This window comes from Vibrio hepatarius, from assembly GCF_018860525.1.
In the GTDB taxonomy this organism is placed as follows: Bacteria; Pseudomonadota; Gammaproteobacteria; order Enterobacterales; family Vibrionaceae; genus Vibrio; species Vibrio hepatarius_B.
On record NZ_JAHKPM010000069.1, the window covers coordinates 38,953 to 65,050 of the forward strand.

General features: G+C 40.6%; 25 protein-coding genes. 15 read left to right on the forward strand and 10 right to left on the reverse strand.

Features of this window, described 5'->3' with window-relative positions; genetic code table 11:
* Positions 1-31 precede the first annotated feature (31 nt).
* Complete coding sequence (locus KO511_RS20935; RefSeq protein WP_215989326.1) at positions 32-2,044, forward strand: methyl-accepting chemotaxis protein; 2,013 nt, start codon at positions 32-34, stop codon at positions 2,042-2,044.
* 53 nt (positions 2,045-2,097) lie between these two features.
* Here the strand turns inward: KO511_RS20935 and KO511_RS20940 are convergent, their stop codons facing one another.
* Entirely contained in the window at positions 2,098-2,298 is a 201-nt protein-coding gene (locus tag KO511_RS20940; RefSeq protein WP_215989327.1) for a restriction endonuclease subunit S, read from the reverse strand.
* A 327-nt stretch (positions 2,299-2,625) separates the two neighbouring features.
* On the opposite strand from KO511_RS20940, the gene KO511_RS20945 reads away from it, so the two are divergent.
* From KO511_RS20945 to KO511_RS20980, 8 genes are all read left to right on the forward strand, one after another.
* The gene (locus KO511_RS20945; RefSeq protein WP_215989328.1) at positions 2,626-3,582 is read left to right on the forward strand and encodes an AAA family ATPase; all 957 of its coding nucleotides are present in this window, start codon (positions 2,626-2,628) and stop codon (positions 3,580-3,582) included.
* Positions 3,583-3,591: 9 nt separating this feature from the next.
* Positions 3,592-4,518 carry a DUF58 domain-containing protein gene (locus KO511_RS20950; RefSeq protein WP_215989329.1) on the forward strand — a complete coding sequence of 309 codons (927 nt, stop codon included), beginning with the start codon at positions 3,592-3,594 and terminating at the stop codon, positions 4,516-4,518.
* The gene (locus KO511_RS20955) at positions 4,515-4,988 is read left to right on the forward strand and encodes a DUF4381 domain-containing protein (protein WP_215989330.1); all 474 of its coding nucleotides are present in this window, start codon (positions 4,515-4,517) and stop codon (positions 4,986-4,988) included. Before KO511_RS20950 ends, KO511_RS20955 begins: the two co-directional genes overlap by 4 nt.
* On the forward strand, positions 4,981-5,949 hold the full coding sequence (locus KO511_RS20960; RefSeq protein ID WP_215989331.1) for a vWA domain-containing protein: 969 nt from the start codon (positions 4,981-4,983) through the stop codon (positions 5,947-5,949). Before KO511_RS20955 ends, KO511_RS20960 begins: the two co-directional genes overlap by 8 nt.
* Positions 5,942-7,729: a VWA domain-containing protein gene (locus KO511_RS20965; RefSeq protein ID WP_215989332.1), complete on the forward strand. Its 1,788-nt coding sequence runs from the start codon at positions 5,942-5,944 to the stop codon at positions 7,727-7,729. Before KO511_RS20960 ends, KO511_RS20965 begins: the two co-directional genes overlap by 8 nt.
* Before the next feature lie 2 nt (positions 7,730-7,731).
* A complete protein-coding gene (locus tag KO511_RS20970; protein WP_215989333.1) occupies positions 7,732-9,366 on the forward strand; it encodes a BatD family protein in 1,635 nt (544 codons plus the stop codon).
* Positions 9,367-9,435: 69 nt separating this feature from the next.
* Positions 9,436-9,606: a hypothetical protein gene (locus KO511_RS20975; RefSeq protein WP_171361711.1), complete on the forward strand. Its 171-nt coding sequence runs from the start codon at positions 9,436-9,438 to the stop codon at positions 9,604-9,606.
* Between the two features lie 117 nt (positions 9,607-9,723).
* On the forward strand, positions 9,724-10,158 hold the full coding sequence (locus KO511_RS20980; protein WP_252724503.1) for a L,D-transpeptidase family protein: 435 nt from the start codon (positions 9,724-9,726) through the stop codon (positions 10,156-10,158).
* Between the two features lie 8 nt (positions 10,159-10,166).
* Here KO511_RS20980 and yddG read toward each other — a convergent pair whose 3' ends face one another.
* From yddG to KO511_RS21010, 6 genes are all read right to left on the reverse strand, one after another.
* On the reverse strand, positions 10,167-11,087 hold the full coding sequence (yddG, locus tag KO511_RS20985) for an aromatic amino acid DMT transporter YddG (RefSeq protein WP_215989335.1): 921 nt from the start codon (positions 11,085-11,087) through the stop codon (positions 10,167-10,169).
* A gap of 68 nt (positions 11,088-11,155) precedes the next feature.
* The gene (locus tag KO511_RS20990; RefSeq protein ID WP_215989410.1) at positions 11,156-11,554 is read right to left on the reverse strand and encodes an OsmC family protein; all 399 of its coding nucleotides are present in this window, start codon (positions 11,552-11,554) and stop codon (positions 11,156-11,158) included.
* An 11-nt stretch (positions 11,555-11,565) separates the two neighbouring features.
* On the reverse strand, positions 11,566-12,543 hold the full coding sequence (locus tag KO511_RS20995) for a Gfo/Idh/MocA family protein (RefSeq protein ID WP_215989411.1): 978 nt from the start codon (positions 12,541-12,543) through the stop codon (positions 11,566-11,568).
* Positions 12,544-12,610: 67 nt separating this feature from the next.
* Entirely contained in the window at positions 12,611-13,225 is a 615-nt protein-coding gene (locus tag KO511_RS21000) for a LysE family translocator (protein ID WP_215989336.1), read from the reverse strand.
* Between the two features lie 59 nt (positions 13,226-13,284).
* Positions 13,285-14,235 (reverse strand): LysR family transcriptional regulator, encoded by a 951-nt coding sequence (locus tag KO511_RS21005; protein WP_215989337.1) that lies wholly within the window; start codon positions 14,233-14,235, stop codon positions 13,285-13,287.
* Positions 14,236-14,255: 20 nt separating this feature from the next.
* The gene (locus KO511_RS21010) at positions 14,256-15,014 is read right to left on the reverse strand and encodes a class II glutamine amidotransferase (protein ID WP_125320482.1); all 759 of its coding nucleotides are present in this window, start codon (positions 15,012-15,014) and stop codon (positions 14,256-14,258) included.
* Positions 15,015-15,085: 71 nt separating this feature from the next.
* Here KO511_RS21010 and KO511_RS22485 point away from each other — a divergent pair, with 71 nt between their 5' ends.
* Positions 15,086-15,208, forward strand: a complete 123-nt coding sequence (locus KO511_RS22485) for a hypothetical protein (protein ID WP_289847804.1) — start codon at positions 15,086-15,088, stop codon at positions 15,206-15,208.
* A 1,527-nt stretch (positions 15,209-16,735) separates the two neighbouring features.
* Positions 16,736-17,188 carry a dCMP deaminase family protein gene (locus KO511_RS21015; RefSeq protein WP_215989338.1) on the forward strand — a complete coding sequence of 151 codons (453 nt, stop codon included), beginning with the start codon at positions 16,736-16,738 and terminating at the stop codon, positions 17,186-17,188.
* Here the strand turns inward: KO511_RS21015 and KO511_RS21020 are convergent.
* Positions 17,171-19,825, reverse strand: coding sequence for a hybrid sensor histidine kinase/response regulator (locus KO511_RS21020; RefSeq protein ID WP_215989339.1), 2,655 nt, complete (start codon positions 19,823-19,825; stop codon positions 17,171-17,173). The genes KO511_RS21015 and KO511_RS21020 overlap by 18 nt on opposite strands.
* 560 nt (positions 19,826-20,385) lie before the next feature.
* Between KO511_RS21020 and KO511_RS21025 the strand changes: the two genes are divergently transcribed.
* The 4 genes from KO511_RS21025 to KO511_RS21040 all read left to right on the forward strand — a co-directional run bounded on the left by KO511_RS21025 (position 20,386) and on the right by KO511_RS21040 (position 23,334).
* Positions 20,386-21,822: a glyceraldehyde-3-phosphate dehydrogenase gene (locus tag KO511_RS21025; RefSeq protein WP_215989340.1), complete on the forward strand. Its 1,437-nt coding sequence runs from the start codon at positions 20,386-20,388 to the stop codon at positions 21,820-21,822.
* Between the two features lie 171 nt (positions 21,823-21,993).
* On the forward strand, positions 21,994-22,185 hold the full coding sequence (locus KO511_RS21030; RefSeq protein ID WP_215989341.1) for a hypothetical protein: 192 nt from the start codon (positions 21,994-21,996) through the stop codon (positions 22,183-22,185).
* A gap of 310 nt (positions 22,186-22,495) precedes the next feature.
* Positions 22,496-22,981, forward strand: coding sequence for an acyl-CoA thioesterase (locus KO511_RS21035; RefSeq protein ID WP_215989342.1), 486 nt, complete (start codon positions 22,496-22,498; stop codon positions 22,979-22,981).
* Between the two features lie 107 nt (positions 22,982-23,088).
* The gene (locus tag KO511_RS21040; RefSeq protein WP_215989343.1) at positions 23,089-23,334 is read left to right on the forward strand and encodes a hypothetical protein; all 246 of its coding nucleotides are present in this window, start codon (positions 23,089-23,091) and stop codon (positions 23,332-23,334) included.
* 248 nt (positions 23,335-23,582) lie between these two features.
* On the opposite strand, the gene malG is transcribed toward KO511_RS21040, so the two are convergent.
* Both malG and malF read right to left on the reverse strand, forming a co-directional pair.
* Entirely contained in the window at positions 23,583-24,473 is an 891-nt protein-coding gene (malG, locus tag KO511_RS21045; RefSeq protein ID WP_215989344.1) for a maltose ABC transporter permease MalG, read from the reverse strand.
* An 11-nt stretch (positions 24,474-24,484) separates the two neighbouring features.
* The gene (malF, locus tag KO511_RS21050) at positions 24,485-26,056 is read right to left on the reverse strand and encodes a maltose ABC transporter permease MalF (protein WP_215989345.1); all 1,572 of its coding nucleotides are present in this window, start codon (positions 26,054-26,056) and stop codon (positions 24,485-24,487) included.
* Positions 26,057-26,098 lie beyond the last annotated feature (42 nt).

Here is a 26,098-nt window from a genome sequence, read left to right on the forward strand (position 1 = left end):
GAATCGGCTCGTGAAAAGTTAAGGGACATTGATGACCAGTAACCGACAGTTTTTGCTTAGTTTTGCCAATTTAAGCCTAAAGACAAAACTTAGACTCCTGACACTCCTCTTTGCACTCATCTTATCCTCTATAGTCGGATATACGATTACCTCTCTCGATAAACAAAAAAACGATGGGATGATTATCAATATGGCCGGTAGGCAACGTATGCTTACCCAGAAGTTTACCAAAGAATTTTTGCTTGCCATGGACATCGCTCATCAGAAAAATAGCAAGCCTGACATATCTGCTAGCCGCAAAACGCAGCAATTATTTGATATCACTTTAAAAGCGCTCACTTTTGGCGGAACCACATATACGGACCTTGGGATGACCAAACCAGTCGACATCCCCCCCGCAGCTCCTCACATCCAAAAACAACTTAAGATAGTGAAACAAATGTGGGAGCAACAAAAGAAAAATGTTTCCAGTATTTTGCAAGATGGAGACTCTCCGGAAAATCTCGAATCACTGAGTAAATATAGCGTTAAAGTTTTAAAGAATATGAACGAAGCCGTTACAATGTTTAATGATGAGTCTTTTGAAAAAATATTAAAAATGGAGCGCAACCAAATCATAATCGCTATTTTCTCGCTTATTTTAACTATTCTAATAGCCGAGTTAACGTTAAGAAATGTTTTGGGCCCAATCGGGCAGGCGGTCAAAACGACTCGCCGAATAACTACTGGCGATCTCAAAGACTACGACGAGACAGAACATTTTGATAATGAGATGGGCAGTTTAACTCGCAACATCGAGCAAATGCGTGTATCTCTGCATGATGTGATCAATGTCGTTCAACAAAATAGTCGCCAGATGGCCCACTCTGCTCACCAAGTTTCTGCGGTTTCCTCCGAAATTTCATCGAGCAGTCAACTAGAACAAGAAAACTCTTCGCAAGTCCTTGAAGCCATCACTTCGTTATTGGAAATATCAGATGTTGTAAGTCAACACATCAAGAGCACCGAAACAACCTCAAAAAGTACGATGGAAACAGCGCAATCTGGAATTCTAGTGGTCAATAATAGTATCCAAGAACTCAACACTGCGGTAGATTCGGTCAACCACACTGCTGAACAAATAGAAGAGCTTAAGAACTTTACACATCAAATTAATGAAATTACCGAGTCCATTCATAATATCGCCGAACAAACCAATCTACTTGCCCTCAATGCCGCTATAGAGGCTGCTCGGGCTGGCGATCAAGGTAGGGGCTTCGCAGTCGTGGCAGATGAAGTTCGTAACCTTGCGGCAAGGACATCAAGCTCAAGCCAAGAGATCTCAGACCTGATTACCCAGTTAATGGAAAAAGTCGAAAACTCAGTTAACTCTATGCAAGCCGTAGTAGGTGCTGTGCATCAAACGAAGAAAACTTCTGCTAACACAGTAGAATCGTTTACCACCATGTCAGATGGCATAAGCAAAACTACCGAGAGTACTGAGGTTATTGCCAATTTCAATCGGGAACAGGCTGACAATCTGCAATATTTGGATACCAAGCTTAAAGAACTATTTAAAGTATTAGCTGAGAGTAGTAGCAAAGCCAAAACAACCTCCCTCGTCGCGAGTGATTTACATGAAATCTCAGAAGCTCTAGATAGTCAACTCAGAGGGTTTGAAACCACGCTCAACGAATCAATGGCTATGCCCGAAGACGAGCAACGAATCGAACCAAGAGCTGACAACAAAATTCGCGTTAAAATGTCCCAAGGCGGAAAAAATGCGGAAGGTCTTACCAGCGACATTAGCATGGAAGGAGCGAAAGTACGTTCCAATACAGAATTTAAAGGCAACACTAGCATCACGTTGGAAGTTAAATTACCACAAGGAGTCACTAAAGACAGTAGAAGTAGTATATCCATCAATGCAAATATTATGCATGTCGTACCTGTAGAAGACTACTTTAGTTATGGCTTAAAATTTGACGGTGCGTCTGTTACAGATAAGACCGTCTTAAAGGCGCTGTTTAACTACTTTAAGAAGTCACATCGCTATGATGCATAAAATAAACAAATATATAGCGACTTGATTAGGTAAAAGAAAAAGCTAATATATCTCTAATGAACGGAGTTGCCTCCTCTTGAATAGAACCGACCAAAGTATTTCTTTAGGATTTCAGGAGTTAACTCCCCTGCTTCTTCGAGTTTTTTCAGCTCCGCCACAACTGATTGTTGCTCTTCAAGGGAAGGTAATGGAACTTCAGGTTCATCGGCCATGTCATGCGTAATCTGTTCTAAATCTTTTTCTAATTCACTCATAATGCTTGTTTCTCAGTTCCGTAATACAGACAAGCTATTTTACCTCAACATTTACAAATTACGATAACATTAGTTTGATCTGCAACGACCTAGTCTACCTTAAAAAAGACATCTTTTTACTTGCACAAATTAGTAAAACCTATTTTTCAACATTGACTACTTGCAACATGAGTAAAAAACCCCATATTGTAACTAACTGAAATAACGGTATTTATATATTACCTTTTGTTTGACTAATAATTAGCCAAACAAAAGGTAAAAAAGTAAAAAGGGTGAACTTTTTTGCAGATGAAACCACTAAGTGAAAAAGTTAGGAGATAAACATTGATGAGCTCTCAGTCATTTAACACGCTACAACAATATCTAGAAAGTCAGATTATTGGTCAGGCTGAATTAGTCAAACAGCTTCTGGTCGCGCTACTCGCAGATGGTCATATCTTAGTCGAAGGACCTCCAGGCCTCGCAAAAACTCGGGCAGTAAAGTCACTTGCTGATTGCATCGAAGGTGACTTTCATCGTGTTCAATTTACTCCAGATTTATTACCTGCTGACTTAACGGGGACCGACATTTTTCGCCCAGAGACAGGTGAGTTCACCTTTCAAGCTGGTCCTATATTTAATTCCCTGATCTTGGCAGACGAAATCAACCGTGCCCCAGCTAAAGTTCAAGCTGCAATGTTAGAAGCCATGGCGGAAAAACAAATTACCGCGGGCAGAAAGACTTACCCACTACCTGAACTGTTCCTTGTCATGGCAACACAGAATCCTATTGAGCAAGAAGGCACCTATCCACTACCTGAAGCTCAGTTAGACCGCTTTCTTCTTCACCTCAACGTTGATTATCCGAATGCCGAAAGTGAGCTCGACATCTTGCGTCTAAACCGTGGTGAGGCTAAAGGTGAACAGAATATTCCGGCTCCAACAATCAGCCAGAGAGACATCTTCTCAGCACGTCAAGATGTATTGAATATCCATATGGCTGACACTGTTGAAAATTATATTATTCGACTCATAATGGCAACACGCCAACCAGCACAATATGACAATACGTTAGAGAATTGGATAGAAATGGGAGTCAGCCCTCGAGCAACTATTGCTCTAGATAGATGTGCTCGCGCTCATGCTTGGTTATCCGGACGTGATTATGTTACCGCCGAAGACGTGCAGGTTATGGCATTCCCTGTACTAAGGCATCGTATCCTCCTCACCTATCAGGCTCAAGCTGAAGGCATCTGTACTAACAAAGTCGTTAATAGATTGTTATCTCTTGTAGGCAGCGCATAAGGTTTGCAGATGGATAAAGAATTATCCCCTTACTCAGATGGTGTAAATCTTTGCCTTGATGAACTGCTGTACTTCAAACAGCACGCAATCCACTGGCTGCCACCTGCCCGTAGTTTATGGTCACAAGTACTTGGTCAACATCAAAGTAAGCAATTTGGCCGAGGTATGGATTTTACTGAAGTTCGACAATATCAAGCTGGGGATGATGTACGCAGTATCGACTGGCGAGTGACTGCGCGCACTGGTAAGCCTCATACCAAACTATTTACTGAAGAGCGCGAAAAGCCAATTATCATTTATATTGATTTAAGTGCTAGTATGCGGTTTGGTTCAAGGCTAATGTTTAAGTCCGTCCTCGCTTCTCAAATGGCAAGTCTGATTGCATGGATTTCTATTGCACAAAAAGATCGTGTGGGTGCGATTGTCGATACTGGGACTCAACTGACTGAACTAAAGCCAAGTAGCCGTAACCAAGGGCCATTAGCTTTAATCCAAAACCTAGTAAAACTTCACCAAAATGTGCTGCATACAACTCAAAAAGCAACCCAAATGGATATGTCCGAAGGCCTTAACGCACTAAATCGTCTTTGCCCCAAAGGCAGTGAAGTTGTGATAGTCAGCGACTTTTTACGCTTTTCCGAACAAAATCAGTTGTTAATTTCACGTCTGCGATCCCACAATCAAGTAAGATTAGTCCAAATATCTGACCCATTGGAAGCTGGTATTACGGACTATCGGGGAGTTGAGCAGGTATCCGATAAGCGCAACACAATGTGGGTAGACTTTTCTTCTCACAATGTGCGTCATCAAATTTCTGCTGCTTTTGAAAGCAAACAGCAGGAGCTGAAGAGCTTATCTCATAGTCATGGTTTGAGTTTTACTTGCCTCTCGACTCAAAAATCGTTGCTACAACAACTATCGGGGCGTGATCAATGAGCACTATTAATAAGGATTCTCTATTACCACTCAATCCGATGCATCTACCAGACTTACCCTCTTGGTTTCCAGTCGCATGGGGTTGGTGGGCCAGCGCAGGAGCATCTCTATTATGTTTACTGACTTTATGGCTCGCCTATCGCTGGAATAAAAAACGATTAGCTCCCAAAAAAACAGCCTTAAGATTAATTCACGCTGGTGAAAAGCCCGCTGAAGCATTCGAGCTTCTTCGCCAAGCAGCTCTGTGCTACTACCCAAGAGAAGAAGTTGCAAAGCTGACGGGAAAAGAGTGGTATGCCTTTTTGGACACTCAAGTAAAAGCCCCAGTATTTCTCGATAACTATGAGCTCTGGCAAGAAGCTCTGTATTCAAAAAATAGCCTAGGTAACGAATCTGAACTCGTTGCTCATTGCTCACAGTGGGTCGATGAAGCGCTACCACCTAAAAGAAGGAGAACCAAAGTTGGCTAACATTGAGTTTGTATGGTGGTGGAATTTTCTGTTTCTGCCTTTGCCAATACTAATGTATTTTTTACTTCCCCCAGTTCAAACTTCATCTCCTGTTTATATGCCCTACCTTCCTCTTTCGCCGGCAGGGAGTTCGGCATGGAATTCGATGGCTAAAGGCCTAGTAGCCATGATTTGGATTACTTTAATCACAGCTGTTGCAAGACCAGTTTGGTATGGCGACCCCGTTACGACACAACCAAAACACCGAGATATGATGTTAGTGGTCGATCTTTCATACTCAATGAGTCAAGAGGACATGCAACTAAACGGAAGTTTTATTGACCGCCTAGCCGCAGTAAAACAAGTGTTAACTGATTTTATTAGTCAACGGCAAGGAGACCGTCTTGGTTTAGTCCTATTTGCTGATCATGCCTATTTGCAAACGCCATTGACTCTAGACAGACACACTATCAGCCAACAACTAAACCAAACCGTTTTGCGCCTAATTGGAGATAAAACAGCAATTGGTGAAGGTATTGGCTTAGCGACCAAAACTTTTGTCGATGGGGATGCACCACAACGAATAATGATATTACTCAGTGACGGCACCAATACAGCTGGAGTCCTTGACCCTATAGAAGCAGCAAAAATTGCTCAAAAATACAAGGTCACTATTTACACCGTAGGAATAGGAGCTGGTGAGATGATGGTCAAAGAGTTTTTTATGAGTCGTAAAGTCAACACAGCAAAAGACTTGGATGAAAAATCTCTCAAAGAAATAGCATCCATTACCGGAGGCCAATATTTTAGAGCTCGTGATAGTCAAGAGCTTTCTGAAATTTACAATACCATCAACAAATTAGAGCCTATAAGTCAAACCACCCAGACTTGGCGTCCTCAGCAAGATTGGTTTGCAGTACCTTTAGCAATCGCTCTTGCTGGATTCTTCATTTTGATGATTATCAGGAGAAATCATGTCTGATTTTCGTTTCCTCTACCCAGAGTGGCTTTTTATGCTTTTACCGCTCGTAACCTTGGTTGTCTGGCTGTTAAAGCGCAGTCATACCAAAACGCTGATAGCTCCTCACCTAGCTAAAGCGATGGGGCTTGATAATAGCTCTTCTCGAAGCACTATGATTACCATCATTACCATTAGTGGTTTTTTGGCAGTAATCGCGTTAGCTGGACCCAGTTTCACAGCCTCAGAAAGACCAAGTTTTACTAACGATAGTGGTCGGGTTCTGGTCATGGATTTGTCGATGTCAATGTATGCCAACGACATTAAGCCTAATCGGCTAACTCAAGCAAAATATAAGGCCAGCGACTTATTAAAACAATGGGATGAAGGTAGTACAGGGCTCATCGCTTACGCTGGAGATGCCTATACCATCAGCCCTATGACATCTGATACGCATACTATCCTAAGCCAAATCCCCAACCTCAGCCCAGAACTAATGCCATTCCAAGGCGCTAATGCAGCCAAAGCCGTTGAACACGCGATCAATATGATGAAAAATACTGGTTTGTCTCATGGTGACTTGGTATTAATTACTGATGATATCGATGATAAAGAAGCGGCTAGCATTGAACAACTCCTAGATAACACAAAATGGCGATTAACCATTCTAGGGGTTGGCACTCGATCTGGAGCACCTATTCAACTCTCGGATGGTACCTTACTTAAGTCCGACTCAGGTCAAACTGTGGTAGCCAAATCAAATTTTTCCAATATGAGCAAAATTGCTCGCGCCACCCAAGGTTTATTCATACCGATTCAACTTAACAACAGTGATATTGATGCAATCAGCGATTTAACAAATGAAGTGGAAACAACAAGTAAACTTAATCAAGCTAACCAAATCACGGACCGAGTAAATAATGGTATTTGGCTAGTCCCATTGTTATTAATCCCTGCATTGATGATGTTTCGACGTGGTGCTGTATTTGCGCTTTTAGTTATTGTCACTCCAATCCTTACAACCAATAATGCAGAAGCATCCCCTTGGCTAAACGACAATCAACAAGCGAAAAAACTGTTTGATTCTCAAAAATACACACAAGCCGCGCAGTTGTTTGAAAACAAAGAATGGCAAGGTATTGCAGAATATGAAGCAGGTGACTATGTTGCAGCGATTGAGTCACTCAAAGGTGCTCAATCCACTAAGGGTAAATACAATCTCGCAAACGCTTACGCTCAAAATAGAGATTTTGACCAAGCCATCGAACTTTATGAGAAGGTACTAGCGGATCAACCTGATAATGAAGATGCTAAACACAATCTAGACATTGTTAAACAGCAACAGCAACAGCAACAGCAACAGCAACAGCAACAGCAACAGCAACAGCAACAGCAACAGCAACAAAATTCTGCTGATAATTCATCATCAGAGCAACAAAAAACTTCCCAATCCGAGCAAAATTCGACTCCAAAAGCAGAACCATCAGAAAAAGAATCTGAGGCAGCACAAACAGACGAACAGAAAGTGGCAAGGGATGAGCAAACTTCTCAGTCAAAAGGTCAAACTGACCAAAGCTCTCCACAGCAACAAGCAAATCAAAATGAACAGCCTAAGCCCAATGAAGTTTCTAAACAGCAGCCACAAGAAGTCAGACAACAGCAAGGAACTGAAAACATTGATCCAGCATTACGCAAACTTGAACAAGTGGAGAATGCCCGAGACCCTAGTCGCTTGCTCAAAGCACAACTGATATTACAAGCAAAAGCTAAACAACCACCAGAGAATACAGGTAAGAAGTGGTAATCATGAATCAAAAAACATTTAAGTTAATGGGTTTGTTGGCTCTAGCCGTTGCCTTTTTTAGCCCTATTTCTATGGCTGCAGCTATATGGGCAACAGTAAGCAAAAATAAAGTCGTAAAGAATGAAGTTTTCCAGTTACGTGTCGTTGTCGATGAAAAAATGTCCTCTGACGACATTGATTTCAGCTCGTTAGAACAAGATTTTTACGTCAGTCGGCCCAGCTTTGGCTCATCTATAAATATCGTTAATGGCAGAAGAAGCGTCAGAAGTGAATGGAATATCACCCTAGCAGCGCAAAAATTGGGACTGGCAAATATTCCTGCATTCACCATCAATGGCCAAAGTTCAAAGCCCATTGCCATTCAGGTCACACAAGATCTAGATGAACCCAAAGTGTCTGAACTAGTGGAACTGCGTACTACTTTAGACAAAACTCAGTTATACCCAAATGAAAGTGCTTCATTACAAATCCGACTGATTATCAAAGCGGACCCAAGGCGCTTACAGAACCCCAAAGTTTTGCCACCTGAAGTTAATGGACTCACACTTAGCCAAATAGGTGAACCTAATCAATATCAGAGTGTTCTCGATGGAGTTGAAGTCACTGTGCTTGACCAAAATTATCGAGTTACTGCTGACAACCCTGGAAGCTACACTCTGCGCAGCGCAGCCTTTAAAGGGACTATCATTTATGGTAATGACAGAATTGGTACTACAAAACTGATCTCTGTCGATACTCCTGCAGAAACGTTTGACATCCAAGTCGAGTCCAAACCAGAGGGCTACACGGGTGCATGGCTGCCTACTTCAATGTTATCGCTGAAACAAACCTGGACAGCTGCCAATGGAGCGAAAATAGCACCTAGCACTGAACACCAAGCTAATGTTGGTGATTCAATCACTCGAGAAATCTCACTAGATGTCGAAGGACTAACTCAGGAGCGTGTCCCTAAGCTCAACATCAACTATCCAGAAAATATTCGTGTTTATTCTGAGAAGCCGCAGTTTTCACAACTTGATAATGGCATAACACGTATGACCGTCAAACAAGTGTTGATCCCAAAAGAAGCTGGTAATGTCCAGCTAACAAGTGTTGATCTTAGCTGGTGGGATAGCCAAAACAAAAAACCAAATACCGCTCATTTAGATGGCTTAACTTTAACGGTTGAACCTGGTGAAAACTTGAACACATCCATACCAATACCTCAATACTCATCGCCAACAGAAACAAAAACCGTCACGGTTACTAACTCAGGTTTCTGGCCTTATCTAACGGCTCTATTTGCAATGCTCTGGATCATCACCAGCGGATTGCTGTTTCGCAACAAAGCTTTAAAAATAGAACCCGAAGACAATCAAAAACTCGACTCAGATTTAAGCACACTCTTGGTGACTGCACTTAAATCTGGAGACCACTTTAAAGCTCAGCATTGTGCTTCCCAATGGCTAAAACAAATAATTATTGATGATCAAAACCTACTAAAAGACATCAAATATGAACTAGAGCAAATGCAGAAATCGTATTTTTCTTCACAAGAAACTGGCTGGAATGCTGTAAACCTGCTTAAACTTATTAAAAAGGTGGACAAGATGCCTCGTTCAAATAATAAGCCTGAGGAGGAATTGGCTAAGCTTTAACGAGACGAAGGCAAGATTGACAGAGGCATTATTCAAGTCCTATTTCATTGAAAAATGATAGCTGGAGGAATGATGTCGGCAATCGAAAAGCCAGATCCCAGTACTCATTATGTCATCGTTTATTTCGATGGGTCCCAAATGGCTTCGCTTGAAGTCGATGCGGAGAGTCGTACTGAAGCAATCGAAGCATTGAAGCATCTGGGATTTACCCTGCGTGATATATTTTCTATTGCGCCTTAGCGAAACATTTTACCCAGAAAGGTAGTATTTAGGCTGCCTTTTCTATTTTAAGTGAAGGAAATGAAGCTTAAGTTCGCACGCATCTCTATCACATTATGCACATTCTTGTTTGCTTATATGGCAATTGCACAAGTTGATTTGGTCCAAGTAGATAAATCCAAACGACGAATGTATTTAATTGATGACCATCAAATCGTGCATGAGTTTCGAATTGCTTTAGGGAAATCCCCGAAAGGGCATAAAAGACAAGAAGGAGATCAGCGCACACCAGAAGGGCGTTATTATTTAGATTTTGTTATTGATGACTCCGAGTTTTATCGCTCAATTCATATCAGCTACCCTAATCAGCGTGATCTTGAAACTGCATACACACTTCAAGTCGAGCCAGGAGGAAACATTAAAATCCATGGTTTAAGAAATGGAGAAACCCGACCAGCCAACTTTATTCAAAGTTTTGATTGGACTAATGGCTGTATCGCAATCACGAATCAAGAGATGGATGAGTTTTTATCCCTAGTAAAACCAGGCACCCCCATCGACATCCGCTGGTAAGTTAGCTGTTAACTATCAGATACTTTCATCTCTTCAAGTACTATTTTTCTTGGTTCGCGTGTTACCCACCAACAAAGTAATGATCCTACAGTAACCAAAGCAACACCTTGTAAAAAGCTATCAGTAATCACCAAACCTAGAATAAAAGATGAGATCACCGTTGACAAAACAGGCGTAAAATATGACAGCGTCGCTAAAAGCACCATATTACCGCCAATAATTGCGTAATTCCATAAAGCGTAACCGCTTCCCATTGCAACTCCAGTCAAAATAAGCCAACTGCCGGATTTCAGGTCCAAGCTCATAGCTTGCTCAGCACTGAACGCATATTTAACCCATAAGGTTATTGCCGTCATGATGAAAAATAATGTGATTGCGTTTTGACCTGCTGCCAAACGCTTAGTCAGATTACAATATATCGCCCATAAAAAGGCACCAACAAAAGCCATCGTATACGTTAAAGGGTTAGTCGCCACATTAGCTATGATCTGCTGAACGGATAGCCCTTGATCACCTGAGATACTCCAAGCAACACCGAAAAAGGCCAATATTATCGCCGGATAGACGAGAACATTGGTTTTCTTTGGACTAACAAGTACGGCTAATAAGACGGTAAGTGCGGGCCAAAGGTAATTAATAACCAACATTTCAATTGCTTGTTGACGTGAGTGAGCCATCCCAAGCGAGAGCACTAAACAAATCTCATAAGCAACAAACAGCCCACCACCGATAAGAACATAATTTAGTGAATAACTTCGTAACTTCGGACGCCCCATGACTAATAACAAAAAAATCGAAGCAACCGTATAAATAGACGCAGCACCACCCACAGGACCAAGAAATTCTGTCACCGTCCTTGCCATTCCAGTTACACCACTCCACAGTAGAATGGCTAGGACTCCACACCATGTAAATTTATGCTGACTCATTTTGTATCCTCAGTAGAGATAAAGGCTTAAATATTGTTATTTAATGCTTTTTTTAGATTAAATGAGTGCTACATCACTTCCCAACTGTGTGACATTTCAATCCCAGAACCGAGCATTAAGCACACTGAACAATATTTTTTCAAAGAATCAGCAGTGACTTTCTCGATAATATCTTTGTCTAAGTTATCTCCTGAGATTACAAAATGGATGTTGATCTTGGTAAAAATTCGCGGCGCACTTTCACGCCGTTCAGTTGATAGTTTTGTCGTACACATTGAAACAGGCTGTCCAGCCTGTTTCAAACCATCAACAACGTCGACAGAACTGCATCCACCGGCGGCCATCAGTACCATTTCCATAGGGCTGGGTGCTGATTGCCCTCCATTGCCATCCATTACTATCGAGTGTCCAGATGGAGAAAGACCTAAAAACGTCAAATCTTCTATCCATTTCACTTCGGCTTGCATCATTTTACTCTTTATTGGTCAGTTGGATATTTCACACTCGTTTGCCGACGAATTTCTGTCAGCAACTTAGCTACAATCAGTGAACGATTCATACAGTTTTCATCAATCTGCTTCTCAGTATACTGCTTGGCAAAAGCCAATGCTTCGTAATACATTGGGTTAGGATCCTGTTTAACACTTAAATCAATAACTGAGCTACCTTTAGTAATCTTGGTCAATTTCTTACCTGTAGATATCATCTCCATTAGCAAAGCACCCTTTTCACCCTGAATCTCACTTGGTAAATAAGAGTCGCTTGTCTTGGAGTGCTGCAGAACAACCTCAAACCCTTCGTAACCTAGAATAATACTACCACTACCGTCAACGCCACTATCCAAAAGCTGAGCATGTGCTTTAACCGATAGCGGCTCACCAAACAACTCAACCGCAGAACCAACACAGTAGTAACCAATATCCATGACTGAACCATTGGCAAATTGTGGATTAAATGTATTAGGGTTTTCACCCTCAAGGAATTTAGGGTAGCGAGATGAGTACTGACAATAAGTGATCAGAGCCTTGCGAATCTTGCCGATACTATTACAGTGCTGCTTAAGTAACTGGAAGTTCGGCGTATAAGGTGACATGAACGCTTCAAACAGTATCACATTATTGTTTAGAGCAGTTTGATACATTTTCTTGGCCAACACATCATTGGCAGCAAGTGGCTTTTCGCAGATAACGTGCTTGCCCGATTCAAGTAATGTTATAGCTTGAGGTGCATGCAACGAATTTGGACTCGCAATATACACAGCATCAATTGACGGGCAGGTAGCCAGACTATCAAAGTCGTCATATAAAGCAAGAGACTCATATTTCTCGGCAAAACCCCTCGCCTTATCGAGAGAACGGGAGTATATGGCTACTAGCTGATATTTCTCTGTTTTTAGCGCAGCTTCAATAAACTGGTCGGTAATCCAGTTTGTCCCCACTATCGCAAGTCTTATCATCACTTCTTCTCCAGTTACAGCAAAAGGAGCCAATAGCTCCTCAATGATTTTACCTGTGCTTAACGTTTCACACCGTCATAACGACCCTTAATGCTAAAAATATCAAAACCATACCTGATAAGCGATCAATTAATTGTGCTTTAGAACGAATCTTATCTAGTAAACGGCGACTTGATAGCAAAAAGGTAATTAGGCTGTACCATAAACCATCAACCACTAATGGGGTCAAGACAATCAGAATTTTGGCCGATAGAGTATCGCCGACCGCCACAAACTGACTAAACAAAGCGATAAAAAATAACGCGATTTTAGGGCTAAGAATGGAAATTAGAAACCCTTCCTTTGCTGACTGCCATAGTGAAGTATCTTCACCAGACTCAAGTTTTGCAGCCACTCCACCTTTGGATCGCAATGCATTATAACCAAGATAAGCTAGGTAAGCCGCTCCACAATAACTGATTGCTTTGAAGATCAAAGGCGACTGCTGCAAGACTACCGCAAGGCCGACCAAAGTGACAAATGCATAAATTCCTATACCCAATGCATGAGACCAAGCGGTCGCTAAACCATTCCTTCTTCCACCTGCAAGGCTATGCTTAGCAACCATTGCTAAGCTCGGCCCCGGTGACATAGCGCCTAAAATACAGATTGTAAAAAGTGATAGCCAAATTGTTAGTGTCATACTATTTCTCTAAGAAAGTCCATACCGCTAAACTACAGATATAGGGGAACGATTTGAAATCAAAACTTGTGATAGTGGTTATGATTTAAACTCATAGCGATGGAATAGCTGGACGTGCTAATACTATTAAGTATCAAACCACGTATCCATTGGTGTGCTTTGTCTTTATCGTATTTCGGGTGCCACATTAACCAATAGAGGTGAGGTTCTAAATCAAAAGGTAGAGGAAAATATACCAGATCATGGACACGTGTTAGGTTTAACGCAATATGTTCAGGTACTATCATGAGATAATCGCTCACTACCAAAGCATTGACTGCTGCGGAAAAAAAAGGAATCCTTAGAGCTATACGCCTATTGACACCAAAAACTTCAAGTGCGTCATCTGTCATGGAGTCCTTATCGCCCCCACCTGTCACTTTCACATGTGAGTAACGAATCAAATCATCAACGCTAAGCTTTTTTTGTTTCGACATGGGATGTTCACAGTGCATTAGACAGACGGATTTATCTTCACCAATCTTAATACTCGTTATGTTAGAAGGTTGGTGAGGCTGCACCGTCGATGCCAAGTGAATCCCTGTTTCACTAAAACGTTGCATATAGTCAGGCTGCCAAAGCCGATAGGACAAGTTGACATTTGGAGCCTGCTTTGCAACTTTAGATACCACACTAGGCATTATATACTGCGCAACATAATCACTGGATGAGAATACAAAATCTTGTTGCCACATTTTGGGATCAAATGGCTTGTCACGTAATAGCTGCTCACACTCGTCCAATACACATGAAAGCTGCTTTTGCATACCTAATGCTCTTGGTGTCGGTACTAAAGCATTCCCCTCTCGTACAAGCAAAGGATCACCACTCAACTCCCGTAATTGCGCGAGTTGACGGCTTACCGCAGATTGAGTGATGTTAAGCCTAAGCGCCGCTCTACTCACATGGCATTCTTGCAATAAAACTTGTAAAGAACGCAGCAAGTTAAGGTTAATGTGGTTCAAAGACATAGAGTTTTCATACTAATTATCTATATTGCATGTGACGTTACAGTATCACCTTCAATCACTAAAATACTCTGCTTTTTAACTTTCTTCCAATCACGGTGACGCTCTAAAGGCTCAGAAGCCACTGTAATATTCGCCCCCTTCTTGCGTATAAACACCGTTGGTGCATCACTATCTGAGCTATATCGAATTGCCCAAAGCCTTTCGCCATCAGAGATACAAATTGAAGCTTTTAGTGGCTCTTCAATACCACGATTTACCATCATTTGGCTAATGTCACTTAAAGTTTTACTTATCGCATCAATGGGTTGTTCAGACAAACCATTTTGCAGCATTAGCAGAAAAATCAGTTCACTATCTGTTGTCCCCAGTCTTTTAAGGAAAAGAGGTTCAGATAACTGCTGATGTAAGTCATATTTTACCTGTTCAAAACCGCCAATCTGCCCATTATGAAGAAACATCCAATTATCAATAATAAATGGATGGCAGTTTGAACGAGAAACTTGAGTCCCTGTTGATGAACGAACATGTGCCATAAAGCAGTGAGAACGAATATGATGAGTTAGCGAACGAAGGTTTTCATCTCCCCACGCAGGTAATACTTCATGAAACCTCCCAGGAGTATCTCGCTCTGTATACCAACCAAGGCCAAAACCATCAGCATTTACACGAGTGACAGCTTTTCTGGCATCAATACTTTGATGCACTAGTGAGTGCTCTGGTTCATACACTAACTCATCGAGATAAATCGACTCTCCCTGATAAGCTAACCAACGACACATATATACTCCTTAAACATTACTGACACTTTTGGGCATAACATCATGATTTAAACAACCTAGCAAGTAATTCTATGCTGGGTACTATTTCCCCCATAGAAGCATTACTGGACCCAAGTACAGCAGCATGCCACGAGCGGTTACACCACCACTATGTTCATAGTAGCTCAATGGCTGTAACTGGATGCCGTGATTAGTTGTCCTTTTTACCCATTCTCAGTCACTAACATCAGATTCCATGCAAAACCATTATCAGGCTATTGCCATCGTTCCAGCTTCCGGAGATATAGGGAAGCCCAACTGCCGTCGCGAATAGGAAGAGCACTGGTTCAATCAAACACTTTAACCAGCGAGAATCGGCCGTGTTAAATAAAGTCATGCTATCTATATTCAAGTCGCATACGGTATGCCTAATAATGCATTTAGTCGCTGCTTAAGACCTAACTTGTCCCTTTGTCTACTATGTACAAGCGAAAGTGGACATGAAACCACAGCTTTATTCTTTTTATTCAATACGCTCAAACTAAAAATTTAGTTTTTAAAAGTAGATTAATATTAAAGAATTGAAACACGTACCAAGCAAAATTGCATTGGTGCATATAGCTTAATATTCAAGTATTAAACAAATACAATGATATTTATAAGTATCATTAGCAATATAAACAAGATTGCAAATTGCAAATGCATTTTGCAACGACACGCTAGAAATACAGTATTTTTCGCTCGCAAATTAAGCAATCTGGTGCTATAAAAATTGGCACATATAATGCTTTACTAAATATGACTCTCTTTAAGTCGAGAGTCACCTAGCCAACTGACGTTGTTAGTGAATAGATATTTGTTCACAGTTTTACAAGCCAATCTCGAATATTGAGATTGGCTTTTTTTATGTCTCGAAGAATTGGCACTTAGACTAGAAAAGCCAGCAGTCGATGGTATAAAAAGAAAACCCCACTAGACTTTTGCCTAGTGGGGTTTATTCTTACTCGCAGCATTCCGGCTACTGTTAGTGCTCCATGCATCAAATCCATGATAGTATGCTGAGTCCTTCAGCCGTTTCCTTTACTTCGCCATCCTAGCGGTGTCCATAGCATTCCAGCTCGTTGACCATCCCAGTCAACTCTCATCGCTTCATCCAAGAGCGGTGTCCTTGATACTATCTTCCTGATAGCAAATCTCATTCCATTAAGCGTACATTAACTTTCCTTGTTGCAACCATCCTAGTTACAAGCGTCCAGCGAATGTCCTTTGCTTTCCGTGCCGATTATTCTTCCTGAAAAATCGAATCTTCTTCCTGAAGATGACCAATCCATGGGTCTTTCCTGTTCCATGCCTGCTTCCTGCTGACACTTTAAGATTATGATAATGGTGTATTTTAGCAATAATGATTTTTACATCACTACTTTATCAAAATAACTCATCATTATATTTAACTTTAATATACAATAACTTAAAATGATCACAGCCCAAAATCGCACCAAAAACCATCACTAGGCTCACGACTTTGTGAGAAATATCTTACAATATGGTGAGTTAATTTCCTCATCCCATTTTATGCATACCTGATATCTTTTAAGATAAAAGTCACAAAAACTAGGATTGAATGAGATAAAAATAAGTAAGTGAATTTCTCTGGACTATTTCAAAGTAAAACAGGATATTATATCTATAATTTACTATTTCATTGTCCCATATAGGGATTTCTTTCACATAGGAATAATGACATGATTTCTAAATGGGCACAGCGATTTTATCAAATGGCCGTCCTCGTAGGTTCTTGGAGTAAAGACCCATCGACTCAAGTCGGTGCTGTTATTACTAAACAAAACCGTATTGTCTCTGTTGGTTTTAACGGTTATCCACATGGTATATCGGATAGCGCAATAACAGACGATCGAGAAATGAAATACCTCAAAACACTTCATGCCGAAGAAAATGCGATCTTATTTGCCAAACGCGATCTAGACGGATGCGAGATATGGGTCACGCATTTCCCTTGTCCGAATTGCGCTGCAAAGATTATTCAAACAGGTATTTCCACTGTACATTGTCCTGAGCAAAGTCAAGATTTTCTATCACGCTGGGGTGACAAGATCAAAGTCAGTCAAGAAATGTTTCTACAAGCTGGTGTAAAAGTGAACTGGCTGCCTCTCACCGACCTAAACAACGACACTTAGTTGCTCAAAGATCTCAAAAAGCTGCTGAGATTTGTATGGCTTGGGTAAATAAGCATCCATACCTGCTTCAAAGCAGCGATCTATTTCTTCGGGTAATACACTAGCTGTCAATGCTATGATAGGGATATAGAGTTTCCCTTCCTCCTCCTCCCAAGATCTAATGTTTCTCGTGGCTGTTATTCCATCCATTACAGGCATCATACAATCCATTAATATCGCCATATAGGATTGACCTGATTGAACCATAGCCACAGCCTCAGCACCATTACTCGCTATCTGGTAATCAACCCCTATTTTTTCGAGAAAGAAACTCGCAATTTTCTGATTCATTAGGTTATCTTCGACGATTAAGACACACCTTGATTCACCAGATTGGGAAATGGGAAGCCTGTCTTGTTGTATATCCTCCAGATTAAGCTCAATTGAGCTTAGCACTTTTGAAATTGCAGATTCAAGACGACGCCCTAAAAATGGCAAAGTCAGATTCGAAGAGACTAGAGCACCATAGTCAGGCGATATATACAAATGATGCTGCAAGCCGATTATTTCAGAGAAATTAAAGTGAGCTTGTAAAGAAGCGAGGTCTTTTCTTGAGCTCTGCTGAGAGTGATAGCTATAAAAAATCACGTTGAACTCGTCAGTTATTTTTATTGCCTCATCAACGTCCGGAACTTTAGTTAACAAAAGGCCAGTGCGTTCTATTTCATTTTGTACCAAAGCGCTGTAGCGGCTTTCATTGACTACATAAAGGGCGTTTCCTTTCGTGTAGTTTGTGTGTTTACATGCCGAAGGTTCCACTTCTACTGGAATTTTAAAGCTAAAACAGCTCCCAGCCCCTTCCGTTGAATTCACAGTGACTTTTCCGCCCATAAGTTCTGCGATCTGGCGACAAATGGTCAAGCCTAAACCTGTACCACCGAAACGGCGCGTTATGCCACTATCTTGCTGGGTAATTGGCCGAAAAATTTCTTCTAGTTTAGTACCCGCGATCCCTACTCCAGTATCTAATACACGACAATACAAAAATGAGTTTTCATTCTCTTTATTCAATTCAATAACAACGGATACCGTGCCATCTTGAGTAAATTTAACTCCATTACTGAGCAAATTCATCAAAATTTGTTTAAAGCGATATTCATCCAAATACAAGTCATTAGGGATGTTTGGTGAAAAGCTTACATTTAACTCTACCTGCTGCTTTAACGCTTTGGTGCTTAACATATTCATAGCTTCAAAGGTAGCTTCGCGTATATCAGTGTGACTCAGAGACAACTTAAAACTGCCTGATTCTATTTTCGACAAATCGAGAATATCGTTAATCAGAACAAGTAACGCTTGGGAAGAGATATCGATATCGGACAAAAGCTCTTTTTGAGATGAATTAAGATGACTATCAGACAAGATCTCTGTCATCCCAATTATGCCATTTAATGGCGTTCTAATTTCATGAGACATATTAGCTAAAAAAATGCTCTTAGCTTTATTTGCCGCTTCAGCACCTTCTTTGGCTGACACCAAGGCCTGTTCATGATCCCTTTGTACTTGAATAAGATAATTAATATCTTGTGCAAATTTGGTAAACTCATCTTCTCCATCTACCGTTACTAAGCTAGTACTTCTTTGGCTCCTTAAACTCCCCAACGCCAAAAGAATCTCTGTAAGTTTTGAATTAATGCGATATAAAGTGCTAGTACTCCAAAAAAACATAGCAGATAAAGCGAATAAACCAGCAATAGCAAAGAAATAAAGTAACCGCTCATTCGCTCCGATGTTAGTTAATATCTCTCTACGAAGCTTGTCAGATAACTCTCCAAGGTGTCTCTCAACTAGACTATTTCTGTTTTCAACCCATGAAGAAAACCCTTCTAATCCACCGGTATAATTTTCGTTCAATGACGTATATTGCTTAACGTCGCCATAACGTTGTAGGTCGATATCTGAAAAGAGATTAAATAGGCCTTCCGTCTGCTCTATGTGAGGACTAAGAGTAACAATTCGATTTAGGTAAAATTGTTGTCGTTCACTGAACTTAAAATAGTCTTCAGCATAATGTCTATATGGTAGCTGTTTGGCCTCGATCACCTGAGCAAGCCAAGCCTCACGCTCCATCCAAAAGTACAACCAGTTTAGATCACTCATTGCCATGTCTAGTTGGTAAATAGGCAAATCTACATCATGCCTTTCTGTTGACTGTACCGCTAAATATAAGGCTAGCAACTCACTATAAGCTTTGTTTCCTATAACTAAGCGCTCTTGTCCTTCTGTATCTGCAATATGCGGTACCAATGCCAAAAGGGCGTTGATATGAGCTAGCACATCATTGGATTCAGTGATTCCAATGTGTATATGCTCTTCTGTATGAGCGACCTGAGCAAGCAAACGTATTGAGCGCAGAGCCAATAACTGCTCGTCAACCCTTGTACTTTTATCATTCTTTACACTAAGTGTCCGATATAAATGTCCAGTAAACTCTGACAAATATCTAAGTGTTTCAACTTTCTCATTGATTACTAGATAGCTATGGAGCCTACCTTGGATATCCTTGACAAGATTAACGGATAGAAAACCGATCAATAAAGTAGGGATTAGGCACAGGATCAATAGTCGACTTTTAATGGAAATATTGGTGAGTAGCATTGAGACCCGTTCCTTCGAATCATTTTACAATCACTAGAGATTCAATATTAGACGATGTCTGTTCAAAATCTTACCTAAATTACGGAAATTATTTGATTTTTGAGCGATCGTAGGTGGTTTTTCTGTATTAAAATTTACTACCTCCAAAGAAAAATATTGTGCTCAAGCTTTTTCAGTTTTGATTGGCCTAAACAAAAGCCACCTCTGTCACATCAGTTTAACTCCCGCATTAAAACTCATAGTGTTTAAAATATGTGCTCCATCACATTTAATCATCAAATTGGCATAAAATAATAAGTTAAAATGTGATCTGTAAATTTTTCGATGAAAAAAAAGAGCTCTGATATTTATAAAAAAACACAGAAATTGATATTAATTTATCAACTTCCAATAGATTAATGTCTTTTGGTAGCTTATTTATTTTTTCTAGCAGAATAAGCAGCTAGGCATTACAATCTGGCGCATAAAAATAAAATCAAAATATTGTATTCTCTACATCACTAACCCTACACCCTAGTGAAATAGAGTCACTTCTAAAAACGTGAAAGGTCCCAAAAAACATGAGTCCAGAGAAACATCTTCTAGACTGGCAAATAAGCCAAACGATTGCGGAAACAATTTCCCCCCTACTCGGTCAACTCTATCGCGAAAAAGGCGTTGAAGTCCTCTTATTCGGTAAGACTCTAGTCAATGCCGCAACTATTGATATAATTAAGACGCACCGCCTTGCTCGTCGATACACAGGGACCCCACTATCTACAGAGCAAACTTTTCCTTTAATAAAAGCGCTGTCCGAAATGGAACTCTCACCATGTAGAGTTGATATCGGTCAGCTTGCTCATCAGTTCTGGAAGGGCCGAGACGACGACTATGGCATAAAAGATTTCCTCCATACGGCTCTACTAGGTGCTATGAATGGTGAAACTGTCAGTGAGCCACGTGATGTAGTTTTATACGGGTTTGGCCGTATCGGGCGACTCCTTACTCGCCTTCTAATTGAGAAAAATGGCCCCGGCTACCCCTTACGTTTACGGGCTGTCGTAGTACGCGGCGGTAAAAAGGGAGATTTAGAAAAGCGTGCTAGTTTGCTTCGAAGAGATTCTGTTCATGGTCAGTTTAATGGCAGTATTATTGTCGACGAAGAACGCAAAGCTATCATTGCAAATGGTAACTACATTCAATTTATTTATGCTAACAAACCCGAAGATGTAGATTATACCAAATATGGTATTAATGGTGCTTTGATAGTCGATAACACTGGTGTATGGAGAGACAGTCAAGAACTAGGCCAACACCTTGAATGTAACGGTGCCGAAAAAGTACTTCTAACGGCTCCTGGAAAAGGTGACATCAAAAACATAGTATTTGGCGTTAATGAGAACACAATCCAACCACAAGACACGATTATCTCAGCTGCAAGTTGCACCACAAATGCAATCACACCGGTACTTAAAGCAGTTAATGATAAATATGGCGTAGCATCCGGACACATTGAAACTGTTCATTCATTCACAAATGATCAAAACCTGATTGATAACTTTCATTCGGGAGAACGTCGCGGCCGCAGTGCTTCTCTCAATATGGTATTAACATCTACAGGAGCAGCTAAGGCTGTTGCTAAAGCTCTCCCTGAACTAGCTGGAAAACTAACCGGTAATGCCATCAGAGTACCGACACCAAATGTATCAATGGCTGTTGCCAACCTAAACCTCGAAAAAATAACTGACAAGGACGAGCTAAACGCATATCTACGTGAGATTGCTCTAAAGTCTGAACTATCAGCACAGATTGATTACACAGAATCTACCGAAGTCGTTTCAACTGACTTAGTTGGCTCTCGATTCGCAGGCGTTGTTGACGGTGCCGCGACTATTGCTCAAGACAAACGATGTGTTCTTTATATCTGGTATGACAATGAGTTCGGATATAGCTGCCAAGTCATACATTGCATGGAGCAAATGATGGGCGTCCGTTACAAAACATACCCTAACGTATAATTAAATACACTCCTGACTGAGGTTAGGAACACGTCTCCACAACAATAATAACGATATACTCCATGATTGCCGCTTTTTCTAAAAGCGGCTTTTTTACTTTCCCATTTTTCATTCATGTTTGGTTCATTTAAATCGTTTACTATAGAAGTATCAAAAACGAGGTGTAAATACATGAATAAAATGATTGCCAGCGTGTTGGCGCTCTTTATAGGCTTATTAACTCTTACTTTTAGTATCATAATGATGGTCCCACTCACAATTTTTGCACTACTAACAGGCAGAAAAATTGAAAAATCATTACGCCAAAGTAAACAGGAGCGAACATCTGTATTGGAGGGGGAATATGAAGATATTTCAAAATAGTACTGATAACGTCGAGTACACAATCCGCAAAACAATAGCACTAACCTTCTATTCGGCCGCTGTCGTCACAACGGCCATCATTAGCTCTATTCCATACTAATTAAATCGATTAACTCATCGACTCACATCAACAAAAAACTAAGTTTGGAAGTACAAACATCCCTCTTCAAAATCCTATAACACCTAAAAGCCCCCACGGAATGATTCTGGGGCATATTACGTTTTTCTACTAAGCTGGAATTAATGATTGCAATTAATTAACACCTTTGTTAGTTAAAGTAATATAAGTATTAAAATAAAGGACTGACAGATGAGTAATGGTCAACGGGATATCACACTGCGTTTTTTAGCTGAACCTGCCGATGTCAACTTTGGGGGAAAAGTTCATGGCGGCGCTGTCATGAAATGGATAGATTTAGCTGCATACGCAAATGCCGCAGCATGGAGTGGACAATATTGTATTACAGCCTACGCTGGAGGTATTCGCTTTGTTGCACCAATTCATGTTGGTAATCTTGTAGAAGTCAGCGCTAAAGTTATTTATACAGGTAAAACATCGATGCATATTGCAATTGATGTTCAAGCTAGCGACCCTAAAGTGCTGAAAAACCGTCTTACTACACATTGTATAGTCATTATGGTCGCTGTAGATGAACATGGAAAACCGTCTTCGGTCCCAGAGTGGATTCCAGAAACACAAGATGATATTCAATTGAGGGACTCTGCGATAAAGCTGATGAACATGCGAACTAAAATAGGCGAAGAAATGGAAGCTCACGTGAAATATCTCAAATAACGTTGGGTTTAACCATCCTCGTTCGGGCATTTCACGAAGGTTTGTCATGTTTCCTTCATCTTAATTTGATTAAATTACCTTAGAGCCGTTTATGTTAAGGTCATGGGGTGAATTTAAACCACATCACACTCAGTGAAGCAACACTTATCAATAGTAAAGCAGTCGAATATCAGTGGGTCAGAAGCTTGTACGTCGAAGGGTATACCAGTGAAGAAATTAATCACTATATCCAAATTTGCTTTGGTGGCGATGATACCTTTGCTGATTTATTTCGCCGAGTTGCCCTTTCACAAGAGAGCCTCTACGTATTACTCAAATATTTAGGGTGTGCGCCTTCGAGTCGAGAGTTCTAAAGCTTTTTTCATATTTACACACTACGTAACTCAGGATACAAGCCCACTTATTTCACTATAAATAAAAACCCGAGTCGAATCGGGTTTTGGTTACAAAAACTGTTAGTAGTGACGAAGTAAGGAATCTAAGCTAACAGCCAGCTATGCGTAACGCCAGATGTACTCTCCTTAACTGATCGGCGGCCAAACCAAAGTAGGTTAAGTCGAGAAACAATTGGGTAGCTTTTCTGCCACACATGTTATTATAGTTAGCCTTTAACACCACCAGCGGTCAAACCTCCAACCAACCAGCGCTGCGCAAACAAAAATACAATCGTTATTGGTAACGCAGACAACACAGCTGCTGCCGCAAAATCACCCCACAAATAGTTTTGTGGATATAAATACTGCTGCATTCCAACAGCTAACGTATAGGAGTCTACATCAGAAAGTAGCACTGATGCCACTGGGACCTCGCCAATAACCATAATAAATGACAAAATAAACACAACAGCTAAAATGGGCACCGAAAGGGGTAAAAGAACCAACCTAAATGCTTGCCATGGTGTTGCACCGTCAAGTGCTGCCGCTTCTTCAAGAGAGTTATCTATAGTTTCAAAATAACCTTTAATCGTCCAGACATGTAAGGCAATTCCACCAAGATACGCAAAGATTAAACCACCATGAGTATTTAAACCCAAAAAGGGAATGTATTGGCCCAGTTTATCAAACAATGCATAAATTGCGACTAGAGCCAATACTGGTGGAAACATTTGAAAGATCATCATCGCTTTGAGAATAGTGTTCTTACCTTTAAACTTCATCCGTGCAAAGGCATACGCTGACGTTGTCGAAAGAACAACAATCATAATCGATGAAACCCCTGCCACTTTAACTGAATTCCACAACCAAGTCAGAACAGGGAATGGGGGAGATGTAACAGAACCATCGTTATTCGTCACTGAAAAACCCAACGCTAACTTCCAATGTTCCAACGATGGGTTATCGGGAATAATACTCCCTATTGCAAAGTTTCCTTCTCGCAAGGAAATTGCGACAACCATCAATAAGGGAAACAGGATCAAACTAAGAAAACACCACAGTAAAATATGTGTGGCCAAAACTCGATATTTCAATGACTGACCTTGTACCATTGCCATTACAATTCTCCTTAGTCTTTAGCCACTTTTATTACACGAAGATTTAGCAAAGCCAAAGCCCCAACGAGAAGAAAGATCAATGTTGCGATTGCACTCGCCAAGCCAAAGTTTTGCCCTCCAGCACCTTCAAAAGCAATTCGATAGGTGTAATTCACCAATAAATCCGTATGGCCGGCACGCTCAGTAGTCTCTAGCATATTGGGGCCTCCTTGAGTGAGAAGCTGAATCAATACGAAATTATTGAAGTTAAATGAAAAACTGGCTATCAGAAGGGGGGTTAACGGTTTAATCATCAACGGTAAAGTAATACAGCGGAAGTTATCAATAAAATTTGCCCCATCAATAGCTGATGCCTCATATAGATCCTCCGGAATTGCCTTTAGTAGCCCCATGCATAAAATCATAATGTACGGAAAACCAAGCCATGTATTAACTATTATTATCATCAATTTGGCCATTAAAGGATCAGAAAACCAGCTTGGACTGAGGCCAAACAGTGCTTCTAGAACCATATTAATCTCGCCAAAACTTTGATTAAACAGTCCTTTAAAAATCAAGATTGAAATAAATGCTGGTACAGCATAGGGCAAAATCAAGAGCACACGATAAATAGAGCGACCTTTTAACGCTTCCCACTGGACAATATTTGCCAAAACTAAGCCAATGATAAGAGTTAACCCTACACTGAGAGCAGAAAAAGTCACGGTCCAAACAAAAATACTAACAAAAGGCTGCTTTATACCCTCTTCTTTCCAAACACGTTCAAAGTTGTACGTTCCGACCGTAACAATATATCCAGGTGATATCGTAGGGCCAGTAAACTGCCCATTTTCATCTATTGCTTGATAAAAACCAACTTGGTCATTAGGTCTTAAGTATTGGTGGGTTTCATTGTTATAGAGTGTTTCACTATCGGCTTGTAATGTATAAAGAGCCTCTATAGCCGCAAATTTGCGTAAGCCGCTCATCCGAATTACTTCACCAGAAGGTAAATAAAAATCAACGGCACTCAATATTGACTTGTTTTTAATAATGGTTTTTATTTTTTCTTTTTCACCTTCTACCTCTGTAACGGGTTCTAAGTGAAGCTGACGACCCAACTTATCAAAATCCAAGTTACCTGTTGCTAACAGTTGATCTACTGTTGTCACTACAATGCGATAACCATTATCTGTCCGAATTAATGAAAACGGATAATTTTCACCACTTTGATAAGTACGTTCCAGCAATACCGATTGTGCCCGCTCAAAGGAAAGTTGATTTTTAGCACTGTAGTTAGTAAAAGCCAAGCTTACCGTATAGGCTAAAGGAAAAAGAATAAACAGGATCATTCCTGCAATTCCGGGATAGATATATCGATGTGCATATGTTTTTGCACTACCAAAAATAAATAACGCCAATGTGGTGATAATAAGAGTAAGAAGTGCAAATGCCACCTCTCCTCTAGAATACATTAATATGATAGCGTAGCCATTAATAATGCCAATCGACGTCAAAATTGCCCATTTCATCAATATGTTTTTGTTGTAAGGCAAGCTAACTTTTGGCGACGACATAGTGCCTATACCTTGAACTGACTGCATGTGATACCCTGCTCACGATAATATAGAAGCGAAAGAGGACAA

Bases quoted from the DNA above. Each gene is read 5' to 3' on its own strand.
- KO511_RS20935 (WP_215989326.1), top strand. From the start codon at position 32: ATGACCAGTAACCGACAGTTTTTGCTTAGTTTTGCCAATTTAAGCCTA.
- KO511_RS20940 (WP_215989327.1), bottom strand. From the start codon at position 2,298: ATGAGTGAATTAGAAAAAGATTTAGAACAGATTACGCATGACATGGCC.
- KO511_RS20945 (WP_215989328.1), top strand. From the start codon at position 2,626: ATGAGCTCTCAGTCATTTAACACGCTACAACAATATCTAGAAAGTCAG.
- KO511_RS20950 (WP_215989329.1), top strand. From the start codon at position 3,592: ATGGATAAAGAATTATCCCCTTACTCAGATGGTGTAAATCTTTGCCTT.
- KO511_RS20955 (WP_215989330.1), top strand. From the start codon at position 4,515: ATGAGCACTATTAATAAGGATTCTCTATTACCACTCAATCCGATGCAT.
- KO511_RS20965 (WP_215989332.1), top strand. From the start codon at position 5,942: ATGTCTGATTTTCGTTTCCTCTACCCAGAGTGGCTTTTTATGCTTTTA.
- KO511_RS20970 (WP_215989333.1), top strand. From the start codon at position 7,732: ATGAATCAAAAAACATTTAAGTTAATGGGTTTGTTGGCTCTAGCCGTT.
- KO511_RS20975 (WP_171361711.1), top strand. From the start codon at position 9,436: ATGATGTCGGCAATCGAAAAGCCAGATCCCAGTACTCATTATGTCATC.
- KO511_RS20980 (WP_252724503.1), top strand. From the start codon at position 9,724: ATGGCAATTGCACAAGTTGATTTGGTCCAAGTAGATAAATCCAAACGA.
- yddG (WP_215989335.1), bottom strand. From the start codon at position 11,087: ATGAGTCAGCATAAATTTACATGGTGTGGAGTCCTAGCCATTCTACTG.
- KO511_RS20990 (WP_215989410.1), bottom strand. From the start codon at position 11,554: ATGCAAGCCGAAGTGAAATGGATAGAAGATTTGACGTTTTTAGGTCTT.
- KO511_RS20995 (WP_215989411.1), bottom strand. From the start codon at position 12,543: ATGATAAGACTTGCGATAGTGGGGACAAACTGGATTACCGACCAGTTT.
- KO511_RS21000 (WP_215989336.1), bottom strand. From the start codon at position 13,225: ATGACACTAACAATTTGGCTATCACTTTTTACAATCTGTATTTTAGGC.
- KO511_RS21005 (WP_215989337.1), bottom strand. From the start codon at position 14,235: ATGTCTTTGAACCACATTAACCTTAACTTGCTGCGTTCTTTACAAGTT.
- KO511_RS21010 (WP_125320482.1), bottom strand. From the start codon at position 15,014: ATGTGTCGTTGGTTAGCTTATCAGGGAGAGTCGATTTATCTCGATGAG.
- KO511_RS22485 (WP_289847804.1), top strand. From the start codon at position 15,086: ATGCTGGGTACTATTTCCCCCATAGAAGCATTACTGGACCCAAGTACA.
- KO511_RS21015 (WP_215989338.1), top strand. From the start codon at position 16,736: ATGATTTCTAAATGGGCACAGCGATTTTATCAAATGGCCGTCCTCGTA.
- KO511_RS21020 (WP_215989339.1), bottom strand. From the start codon at position 19,825: ATGCTACTCACCAATATTTCCATTAAAAGTCGACTATTGATCCTGTGC.
- KO511_RS21025 (WP_215989340.1), top strand. From the start codon at position 20,386: ATGAGTCCAGAGAAACATCTTCTAGACTGGCAAATAAGCCAAACGATT.
- KO511_RS21030 (WP_215989341.1), top strand. From the start codon at position 21,994: ATGAATAAAATGATTGCCAGCGTGTTGGCGCTCTTTATAGGCTTATTA.
- KO511_RS21035 (WP_215989342.1), top strand. From the start codon at position 22,496: ATGAGTAATGGTCAACGGGATATCACACTGCGTTTTTTAGCTGAACCT.
- malG (WP_215989344.1), bottom strand. From the start codon at position 24,473: ATGGCAATGGTACAAGGTCAGTCATTGAAATATCGAGTTTTGGCCACA.
- malF (WP_215989345.1), bottom strand. From the start codon at position 26,056: ATGCAGTCAGTTCAAGGTATAGGCACTATGTCGTCGCCAAAAGTTAGC.